We start from the raw sequence: 10007 nt of genomic DNA, 5'->3' as shown, positions 1-10007 counted from the left end.
TACAACTGGTTGTTCTTCAGCGACTGGCCCTTCTTCTACAACTGGTTGTTCTTCAGCGACTGGCCCTTCTTCTACAACTGGTTGTTCTTCAGCGACTGGCCCTTCTTCTACAAATAGTTTACTTTCCTCTGTTTCTGCAATTAAAACATTCGCAAAACTTTGGACATCTTCCTTCGTTTGTTCATCAGCCTCAGCAACATGTATGAATTCATTTTTTTGTTCAATTGCTTCATCTAATACCATTTCTTGCTGCGTTTCCTCAAGTTCTACAATTGCTTCTACTTCAGACCCCTCTGTTTCTGCAATTACTTCTGCTTCTTCAGTTTCTTCCATTTCCGCCATTACTTCTGCTTCTTCAGTTTCTTCTGCTTCCGCCATTACTTCTGCAACTTCTCCAAGCTCTTCTGGTATTTCCACAATGATTGTTTCTTCAAGTTTTTCTTCTGCTTTGACAATCACTGATTCTTCTGGAGCTTGCTTTTCTACTTCCATAATAGGTTGTTCTATTTCTGTATTACGTTTAATTTCTTCTGATAATATTGTATCCTCGTGCTCTACTTTGGAATCTACTAATTCCTCTTGTAAAATGTTTTCGTTTAGCACCACTACATCTTTTTCTTGCTCTGCATCTTCCATACGCTCAGCTACCGTTTTATGAAGTAATTCATCCGCTGAAACTTCCTGCGGTGTATTTATTTCTTGAATTACTTCTTTTTCTTCTACTACTGGCTCTTGGCGCTCAATTTCATAACCGTTTTTCTCGAGCCATTGATCAACAACTGACTTTTCTTCCTTTTTACTCTGTTGACCTTGCTGATCAACGTCTTGATGACTAGAAGAAGTCGGTGCTTTTCCTTCTGAGAAATAAGATAATGTATACCCTTTTTTCTCTAACCATGCATCAACGACTGATTTGCCCTCTACAGATATTTCAAGATCTTCTCTTTCCTTTTCTTCCTCCTGCTTTTCTTCCTTTTTCTCTACTGAAGGACGATTATATCCATAAATCGGCGAAATCATTTCTGTTGGACGAAATGGTCTACGGCTACTTTCTTGCGGCGATACAGATACTTTTTTTACGACTGGCTCTGGATCCGGTTCATATTGCACTTCCGGCTCTTCGTATGTAGAAACTGCATTCTCCACATACTGCCGTCTACTTCTCTCCACTTTTATTCCTCTTTGAGTAGGCTGCTCTTCGTATATACCTCTTTGAACAGGTTGTTCTTCAAAGTGAGGTAATTCTCTTACGTCATCCTCATCAAATCCATCATCTGGTATTAATGGAAAACGGCATTTACCTGCATTTCTGCTTGCCATTTGTGCTTCTCTTGCTTCAGTGTAGTGGTTTACACGAGGAATTTTCGGCTGACTTTCAATTTGTTTCATTGCTTCTTTATTCATCGCTGTTTGTTCTTCCTCTTTGTTAAACAGCTTTTTCATCCAATCTAACATGCTTACCACTCTTTCTACTAAATAGTAACATCCTTTATTGTATCAGCATTCGGCAAAAAGTGCAGGTAAAATTAAGCATGTCATATTTATCCATAACATTCTAATTTACGATTGTTTTCATATAGAAAAAAGCAGCCTTCTATGTAAGACTGCTTTTAAGCTTTACTCTTCCGATATTCATCTACACTATCTGTTACACTTTGCAGTAAAGAATTTACATACTGCGGGTCAGATAATTTTTTATCTTCATCCTCATTGGACATAAACCCGAGCTCTAATAGTACGCCAGGAACTTTCGCCCAATTAAATCCAGAAAGGTCATCCCTAAATTTAATCCCATTTACTTTCACCTGATTGTTTTCTCTCATTTTATTTACTATCTTTTGCGAGATTTGAAGACTTTCTGCATAAATCTCTTTCGTATAGGGACTTCCTTCTGCTGGCGTCAATACAGCAAACCCACTTTGATTTGGATTTTCAGAACCATCTGCATGAAGGCGTAAAAATAAATCTGCCTTATGATCGTTTGCGAATGTCGCACGTTCTTTATTGCTTATATCAACATCTTGTGACGTTCTCGTCATTACTACTTGTATCCCTTTTGCTTCAAGCTTTTCTTTTAATAAAAAAGACATTTCTAATACAAGTACAGCCTCTCTCTTTTTCGTCACAACACCCGTTGTACCATCTGTCACTTTATATTTTTGCGTCGTTGCCCCTGGTCCAATCGGTTCTAAATTTAAATTTGCTTTTTGTTGATGCCCTGGATCAATAACGACGAGAAACTTTCCTTGTTTTTCATTACTCTCTACTTTTTGTTCATTATTTTGCATAAGTTGCTCAGTTGGCTTCACCGGCGTATTTTCCTCTTTCTTTTCCTCGGCCGATACTTCCTCCCGCTTAGTTTCTACTTGTTCATTCGTTTGAATTGTTTGCGATTCTTCTTTTTTTTCTTGTTCTTCTTGCTGCTTTTCTACCGGTGCTTCTTCTTTATCATCTTTACTATTTTCTTGTGTAGAAGATAATGTTTCTTTTTTCGACTGTTCTTGTGAACAACCTCCCATATATATTCCAATGAATGCAGTCATGACCATTATTTTTATATACTTCATGCTTCTCTCCCATCACTTTGCACCGGACTCAAAGTTTTTCTTATAATTGTTTTATAACCTCATCCATACTTCCAATATAAACAGGCTGCCACGTTTCTGTACCACGCTCTGCCGTATAGACTGGATAAGCGTCATCATCCACATTCACGAAAACTGGATCACCCATATCTGTTTCATATCCAATAACAATCCATTCTTCTTGCCATTTTCCACTTTCATTGCTTATTAATGAATTTTTATGTTTATCATATCGATAACCGATCTGCCCTTTTTCCAGTTCATCTTCACTAAATACATATATTTCATAAGTACCTAGCTCAACATCTTGCTGTTTTGAAGTTTCAATTCGTTTTAGAAGTTCTGCGATTTTTGGTTGTTGTTTCATACGTTTATCCCCTTCTATTTTTCTAAATTTTAACTAGATTGTTTATAAAATACAATATAGATTTTTAAAAAAAAGGTGACACCCTTATCATATTAACGATTTTTTGAGTATATCCATCACAACTCTCAATATATCAACGATTTTTTAAATATATCTATCACAACTCTCAATATATCAACGATTTTTTAAATATATCCATCACAACTCTCAATATATCAACGATTCACTACGAAATTTCGACTTACCGACAAAGAATGATAAAAAGAAAAGAGAGGCTGTCCAAAAGGACAACCTCTCTTTTCTTATATCAATTAAAATTTAAACTCTTGTCCAACTTCAAAGCTATCTTCTAATACAAGAATACCTTTTTCTTGCGGAGCGTCTGGAAGCTCTAATTCACGTGCAGAGCAGATCATTCCAGAAGAAGGAACACCGCGAAGCTCAGCTGGCTTAATTAACATACCACTTGGCATAACAGCGCCGATTTTTGCAACGACAACTTTTTGTCCTGCATCAACGTTTGGTGCACCACATACGATTTGTAATGTTTCTGTACCAATTTCTACTGTACAAATGTTTAATTTATCAGCATTTGGGTGCTTTTCTTTTTCAGCTACATAACCTACAACAAATTTCGGAGAAAGATCTGCTTCTACTTTTTCTTCAAAGCCGTTCTTCGCTAAAATTTCGTTGATTGTTTCTACAAGCTCTTTCGTTAATGTCAGGTTACCTGTTTCTTTTACTTCTAAGTAAGAAGATGCATTAAAGATGTTGAATCCTGCTGTTACATTGCTTTCACGATCGTATACGCGTGCAACATCTCCTTTACGATCAAAAGTACGGTTCTCTAAAGTAATATCTTGTAAGGCAACAATTAAAGTGTCACCAATTCCTTCAAGGTTATAAAAAACGTTCACTTCGTTCATCCTTTCTCTTTTCCATCTGTCTTCTTCCGATTCTTCGCTAAAATAAAGATTGGTTCAAAGTCCCCATCTTCATAAACGAATGAAAGTGATGTAATCGGAACATGCCCTTCGGCAAAAAATTTCATTGTCATTTGTGCAATAATATCATAACCGATTTCGTTGACGATATCAGCAATAATTAATACGTCTTGGTGAGGAACAGCAACAACCATGTCACCAGAGATCTTTTCACGCATCGATTGTAGTAACGTTTCGTTTAAAATACGACTCGCATCATACCCATCATTTGTGTTTAAAAAGTAGAATGTATTATCCGCTACTGTGTCCTGCTTAAATTCATAACCTAATGAGCGAGCATTAAATAATGCCATTTCGCGCACTTGCTGCTCTGTAAGCTCTAATTTTTGTAATAAGCGCTCATCAATTAGGCGATACGTTTTATTAGAATCTAGCGCGTAATAAATACGTGTTTCCGCCGTATGATCCGTCATAATAAACGGATTTCCTTCTTCTGATTGTTTTGGGAAAGAAGTAGAGCGAATAACAGGTAAAATTTTCGCCGTGCTATTTTCTTCTCTATGCATTGCAATTAACGCTTCTTGTACATAATAAGCAACCTCTTCAATCGCCTTTTCTTTGTTCACTTCCCATTTCGCTACTACTCCTGGAAGTGATACGTTAATACCTTTTTTCGAGTTTGTTTGTTCAATACGAAGAACTTCTTTCTCACTATCATAATGAAAATCCCATTCTGGTCGAGATAATTTCTTCATTAACTCGTCTTTCATCTTTTTACTTGTCATTTTCATCTCTTTTTCCTCCCTTCCAAAAAAATAACCTCCCCCGCGAAGGTAGAGGTTGTTTTTACAATTCAATTGGCTAATTGTTTTATTTTAAACCTTCAATAAACTCTTCGATTTGCTCTTGTGTTTTACGATCTTTGTTTACATAGCGTCCAGTTTCTTCACCTTTATTGTACGCTACAAAGCTTGGAATGCCAAATACGTCTAATTTTACGCATAGATCAATAAACTCATCACGATCTACATAGTAAAATGAGAAATCACTATACTTCTCTTCTACTTCTGGCATAAATGGATCAACGAAACGGCAATCTGGGCACCATTCTGCTGAGAACATGAAGACTACATTCTCTTCATTTTTTAATTCTTGGAATTGTTCCATGCTTTCTAATGATTTCATCTATATTTCCTCCTCTAATGCGTGCACTTTTTTCACACTATAATCTTTTCTTTATACTACCATACATCGTACACGGTGCAAGGTTTATGCTTGCTTTTTATCATACTTATATTGCCCAACGAGTAACTTAACAACGTGTACAAATAATTCCGTTCGATCGACATAATCGTCTGTAAAAATACCGATAGCACCTTCGTGACTACGAATATCTTTCCGCTCTACAAACTCTTCCATCACTTCACTTAACTCTTTACCATCTTCAAGAGGCGTTAAAAAATCGTCTGGTAACTTAATACGTGCTCCTCCGGCAACGAATATCTTATCGTCACTCGTTGCGAGTGCGCCCCAGTTACACATAAATAAACCGTGATCCGTTTTCATCACGCCGCCTTCTAACCCAATACCAATTTGAGCTTCTCCTTCTTGCAATGCTCGCTTCGCTCTATTAATTGCTCCTTGCATCGTCTCTTCATCTGAAAATGGCTGTGCCGATACTCCCGATGGGACAGAAAGAGATGTAATTTCAGCATCTTTCCATACCTTCTCCACAGCCCCAACCTTCGTTTTATTCTTCGATCCAACTACTACCTTCATTTCGTTCACCTCTATAAGAATTCATTATTCTGTTCTAATATCCACTTCAGCACAAATGAAGTGCCAACCACTACCACACACCACCAAGGAATCCCTTCTACCTATAGTAGAAGGTGACTTCCCACAATATTTTTGGTCCCGAACACAAAAACAATCTTCCGCGGTCTTCATGCATTATTCGAGCACTAATTAAGCACTGACCGCTACTACACATCGCTGGGTCATCTCTCCTACCTAAAAAAAGAAAGAGCTCTGCAGCCCTTCCTCTTTACGCGTTATTCTTAATTGTTTCTAACGTCGTTTTGTCCGTTGTTCTTACAAGCTTTGTAATAAGTTCTTTTGCTGCTGCATAATCATCAACATGTAAAATAGAAGCATGCGTATGAATGTAGCGAGCACAAACACCAATTACTGCTGATGGGATACCTGAGTTACTTGTATGTACACGGCCCGCATCTGTCCCACCTTGTGAAATAAAGTATTGGTACGGAATATTATGTGTTTCTGCTGTATCTAAAATGAATTCACGCATTCCTCGATGAGTTACCATCGTACGATCGTAAATACGAAGAAGAGCACCTTTTCCTAATTGACCGAACTGCGTTTTATCACCAGAAGCATCGTTTGCTGGACTTGCATCAAGCGCATAGAAAATGTCTGGTTGAATCATATTAGCAGCTGTTTGTGCTCCGCGAAGACCTACTTCTTCTTGTACAGTAGCACCAGAGTATAATGTATTCGGTAATGTTTCATCTTTTAATTCTTTTAATAACTCGATTGCCAGGCCACATCCATAACGGTTGTCCCAAGCTTTCGCCATAATTTTCTTCTCATTTGCCATCGGTGTGAACGGGCAGATTGGCACGATTTGTTGTCCTGGTTTTACACCAATTTCAATCGCATCTTCATAACTATCTGCACCTATATCGATTAGCATATTTTTTATATCCATCGTTTTTGCACGTTGCGCATCACTTAATAAATGAGGAGGGATAGAACCGACAACCCCTATAACAGGACCATTCTTCGTCATCACTTGTACGCGCTGCGCTAATAGCACTTGGCTCCACCAGCCGCCTAACGTTTGAAAACGAAGCATTCCGTTTTTCGTAATTTGCGTAACCATGAAACCTACTTCATCCATATGACCTGCTACAAGAACACGTGGGCCAGTTTCGTCCCCTTTTTTCAGACCAAATACGCTACCTAAACCGTCTTGCACAATTTCATCAGCATATTTGCTTAATTCTTGCTTCATAAAACGGCGTACATCATGTTCAAAACCTGACGCACCTTGTAATTCTGTTAACGTACGAAATAATTGTAATGTCTCTTTATTCACGAAGTCCCCTTCTTTCAAACCTTAGTAGAATACCTTTTTTATTGTAACGAAATTTTCGAAATGTTTCTAGTTTCTTCTTTTTTAGCTGCATTTGCTTTATAATTATTATCGGTACACTATTTTTATTTTATAGAATTGAGGTGAATATATGAGCTGGAAAGGTTTAGTAGCAGGTCTTGGCGTTGGATTTGCAGCTGGTTATTTCGTTGCAAACAAAGTACAAGAACAATCCCATATTTCTTCAGAAAAAGCATTGAAAATGGTGAAACAAGCATTAAATCATAAAGGTGAAATTACTGGCTCTTGGGTACATATGGTTCCAGAGACATTTGAAAAATATGATGTTGCGTATGAAGTTTATCGCGGCGGTCTTACAACAATGTTAGATGATATACAAGAACGATTTGAATTTTTAGTTGATGCTAAAACAGGTACTGTTTTAGAGGTAATAGCAGCATAAAAAGAGGTTTCCCATTAGGTGAACCTCTTTTTTTTGAAAAATTGCGGATAGTGATTAAAATTATATCGGCGATTTTCCGAATATATCGGCACAACTCGATTTATATCAGCGATTTCCCAATTATATCGGCGCAACTCAAATTATATCGGCGCAACTCAAATTATATCAGCGTTTGTTTAAATATATCGACTTACCGACAAAACCCGACAATAAAAAAGAGGCTGCTCCAATAAATATGATGGAACAACCTCCTTTTTTTTAAGCTTCTATACTCGTTTTTCTCTCAATTTTTTCTACAATATGTCCTTCCTCATTCCACTTCACTGCACGATAATATGCGTCATGATAAAATGAAAACCACGCATCGTTTTCAGCACCATATTTCATCCACTTTTGCTTATTTTCAATCGATGTCATCGGATAATCATCATAAGCCATGACCCATAATACATTTTGATGTGCGTGTGTCGGCAATAGATCAGCTAAATGCAGCATCGTTTCTCCTTTGCTTTCTAAAGCAATGACTGCATGTCCATCACTATGTCCGCCTGTATGCGCCATCTTTATTTCATCCGTAATTTCGATTTCTTGTTGAAACGTAACAACTTGCTCTACAATCGGCTCCCAATTTTCCTTCCAATACGTATTACGGGATCTAATATTTGGGTTCCTCATTTCATTCCACTCTGTTTCACTTACATAAACTTTCGCATTCGGAAACGCCGGTACAAGGTGATCCCCTTCCCATTTCGTTAAACCAGATGCATGATCAAAATGAAGGTGCGTCATTAAGACGTAGTGAATATCTTCAGGCTTTAATCCCCGTTTTTCTAAAGATTCATAAACCGATGACTCTTCCGTTACTCCTTGATTTCTCTTCATTTTCTCATTCAATTTACCGTTTCCTATTCCAGAATCAATAAGCATATTTCCATCTTTCGTTTGCAAAAGTAACGGATCTGTTCGTAAATATATATGATTTGTATCGTTATGTTTATATTTTCGTGACCAAAGTACTTTCGGCACAACGCCAAACATTGCCCCGCCATCTAAATGTGTGTTCCCACCTTTTAACCACGTCACTTTTATATCTCCAATTCGTAATTCTTCCATCACACATCCCCCTTTTACATTAATTTTAACATAAAATTCTGATTATTTTAGTTATAAAAAAACCTATGCATTACTGCATAGGCTCTGTGCGATACTTCGCTTCAACTCGATAAATACGATGACCTTTACTAGAGAACTTCTCTTCGTACTCAGTCATAATATTACCTTCAAAATCACTGTTATGAAGATCTAGACTTAAGTAAGTTAGTAACATACCATACTCAGCCATACTCATTAGAGAGTATTCAAATAACCCTTGGTTATCTGTTTTGAAATGAATTTCTCCGCCCTCTACTAACACTTCTTCATAATTGCGTAAAAACGTTTTATACGTTAAACGACGCTTCGTGTGACGATTCTTCGGCCATGGATCTGAGAAGTTTAAATAAACACGATCAATTTCACCTTTTGCAAAGAAAACTGTTAAATCTTCAGCATCTTTATTTATTAACTTTAAGTTCGGTAATTCTTCTTCAATTAATTTATCAAGTGCATCTACAACAACACTCGTAAATTTTTCAATTCCAATATAATTAATATGTGGATTTGCTTTTGCCATATCGTACATAAAGCGGCCACGACCTGTACCTACTTCAATGTGAATGGGTTGTTCATTTCCAAATACTTCTTTCCAATTACCCGCGCGCTCTTCTGGATTTCCAATTACGATATGTGAATACTCATTAATTCGATCTAATGCATATGGTTTATGTCTTAAACGCATAGATGTCTCCCTCACTTTACAAAGCTATTTTAAAGGAATGATTCCTTTTTTCTGTTTTAATCAATCTACCAAACAAAAAACCAAGTACGTACGAGCACTCGGTCCGTTTCTTTCAAGTATAAGATGTACCATTTTGATAAAAACTACATACAGCATTAAACATTCCATGACGACGTAGCTTTTTCTCTTACATTCCGAGAAGAGAAAAACAATCGAAAGGATGATCCGTTCATGCCAATTAGTCAACAACATCAATTAGAAGTGCTGAAAGATATTTTAGTCAATCACCAAAGCGATTGCTGCGGGACAGTTTCTGAATGCGAGCAATTAGAGCGCCTCATTCAATCGTTACTCGCAAACGATAATATAAGTAATGACGCTAAAACAATGCTAAACGATGTATATTCTTATAGTCAATCGGGTAAATCTTCCTCTAATTTGGACAACCATATTTCCAATAATCAAGAACAACTTACTCAGTGGATTGCTGGAATGGACAATTTTTCTTAAGTATTATTCTGAAGCAAGTAGTTGCTGTAAATATTGATGCCAATATTCAGCTTCTGCTTGCTGTTTTTTTGTTGTGTGCCATTGAATAGATAAAATCGTTTGTGCTATTACATACCATCTCATACGCCTAAGCAATGATTCATCCATTTCAATATCATAATACCCGAGCCACTCACTCCATTC

General features: G+C 37.1%; 11 protein-coding genes and 2 pseudogenes. 2 read left to right on the top strand and 11 right to left on the bottom strand.

Going from position 1 to position 10007, the window contains the following annotated elements:
• From JDS92_RS28300 to JDS92_RS28265, 8 genes and pseudogenes are all read right to left on the bottom strand, one after another.
• Window positions 1-1455, bottom strand: a pseudogene (locus tag JDS92_RS28300) (DNA translocase FtsK); the annotation flags it as partial.
• Between the two features lie 155 nt (window positions 1456-1610).
• Window positions 1611-2567: an N-acetylmuramoyl-L-alanine amidase gene (locus JDS92_RS28295; RefSeq protein ID WP_199632917.1), complete on the bottom strand. Its 957-nt coding sequence runs from the start codon at window positions 2565-2567 to the stop codon at window positions 1611-1613.
• Between the two features lie 40 nt (window positions 2568-2607).
• Window positions 2608-2952, bottom strand: a complete 345-nt coding sequence (locus JDS92_RS28290) for a hypothetical protein (protein ID WP_000813346.1) — start codon at window positions 2950-2952, stop codon at window positions 2608-2610.
• A gap of 311 nt (window positions 2953-3263) precedes the next feature.
• Window positions 3264-3878: a YtpR family tRNA-binding protein gene (gene ytpR / locus JDS92_RS28285; RefSeq protein ID WP_001006772.1), complete on the bottom strand. Its 615-nt coding sequence runs from the start codon at window positions 3876-3878 to the stop codon at window positions 3264-3266.
• Complete coding sequence (locus JDS92_RS28280) at window positions 3875-4687, bottom strand: DUF1444 domain-containing protein (RefSeq protein ID WP_000784599.1); 813 nt, start codon at window positions 4685-4687, stop codon at window positions 3875-3877. Before JDS92_RS28280 ends, ytpR begins: the two co-directional genes overlap by 4 nt.
• A 79-nt stretch (window positions 4688-4766) precedes the next feature.
• Window positions 4767-5081 (bottom strand): thioredoxin family protein, encoded by a 315-nt coding sequence (locus JDS92_RS28275; protein WP_000838192.1) that lies wholly within the window; start codon window positions 5079-5081, stop codon window positions 4767-4769.
• An 84-nt stretch (window positions 5082-5165) separates the two neighbouring features.
• Entirely contained in the window at window positions 5166-5675 is a 510-nt protein-coding gene (locus JDS92_RS28270) for a DUF84 family protein (protein ID WP_000869945.1), read from the bottom strand.
• Between the two features lie 268 nt (window positions 5676-5943).
• Window positions 5944-7017, bottom strand: a complete 1074-nt coding sequence (locus JDS92_RS28265; protein WP_001031519.1) for a M42 family metallopeptidase — start codon at window positions 7015-7017, stop codon at window positions 5944-5946.
• A gap of 148 nt (window positions 7018-7165) precedes the next feature.
• On the opposite strand from JDS92_RS28265, the gene JDS92_RS28260 reads away from it, so the two are divergent.
• The gene (locus JDS92_RS28260; protein WP_000118536.1) at window positions 7166-7477 is read left to right on the top strand and encodes a PepSY domain-containing protein; all 312 of its coding nucleotides are present in this window, start codon (window positions 7166-7168) and stop codon (window positions 7475-7477) included.
• A 258-nt stretch (window positions 7478-7735) separates the two neighbouring features.
• Here the strand turns inward: JDS92_RS28260 and JDS92_RS28255 are convergent, their stop codons facing one another.
• Window positions 7736-8590, bottom strand: coding sequence for a YtnP family quorum-quenching lactonase (locus tag JDS92_RS28255; protein WP_098000241.1), 855 nt, complete (start codon window positions 8588-8590; stop codon window positions 7736-7738).
• Between the two features lie 70 nt (window positions 8591-8660).
• Window positions 8661-9314 carry a tRNA (guanosine(46)-N7)-methyltransferase TrmB gene (gene trmB, locus JDS92_RS28250; protein ID WP_001239372.1) on the bottom strand — a complete coding sequence of 218 codons (654 nt, stop codon included), beginning with the start codon at window positions 9312-9314 and terminating at the stop codon, window positions 8661-8663.
• A 231-nt stretch (window positions 9315-9545) separates the two neighbouring features.
• On the opposite strand from trmB, the gene JDS92_RS28245 reads away from it, so the two are divergent.
• Window positions 9546-9824, top strand: coding sequence for a YtzH-like family protein (locus JDS92_RS28245; RefSeq protein ID WP_001122853.1), 279 nt, complete (start codon window positions 9546-9548; stop codon window positions 9822-9824).
• A gap of 3 nt (window positions 9825-9827) precedes the next feature.
• Here the strand turns inward: JDS92_RS28245 and JDS92_RS28240 are convergent.
• Window positions 9828-10007: pseudogene (locus tag JDS92_RS28240) on the bottom strand (phosphotransferase); the annotation flags it as partial.

Origin of the sequence: Bacillus cereus group sp. N12 (assembly GCF_016483575.1) — a bacterium.
Taxonomy (GTDB): Bacteria; Bacillota; Bacilli; order Bacillales; family Bacillaceae_G; genus Bacillus_A; species Bacillus_A toyonensis.
This window is presented reverse-complemented; position numbering and strand designations above follow the sequence as displayed.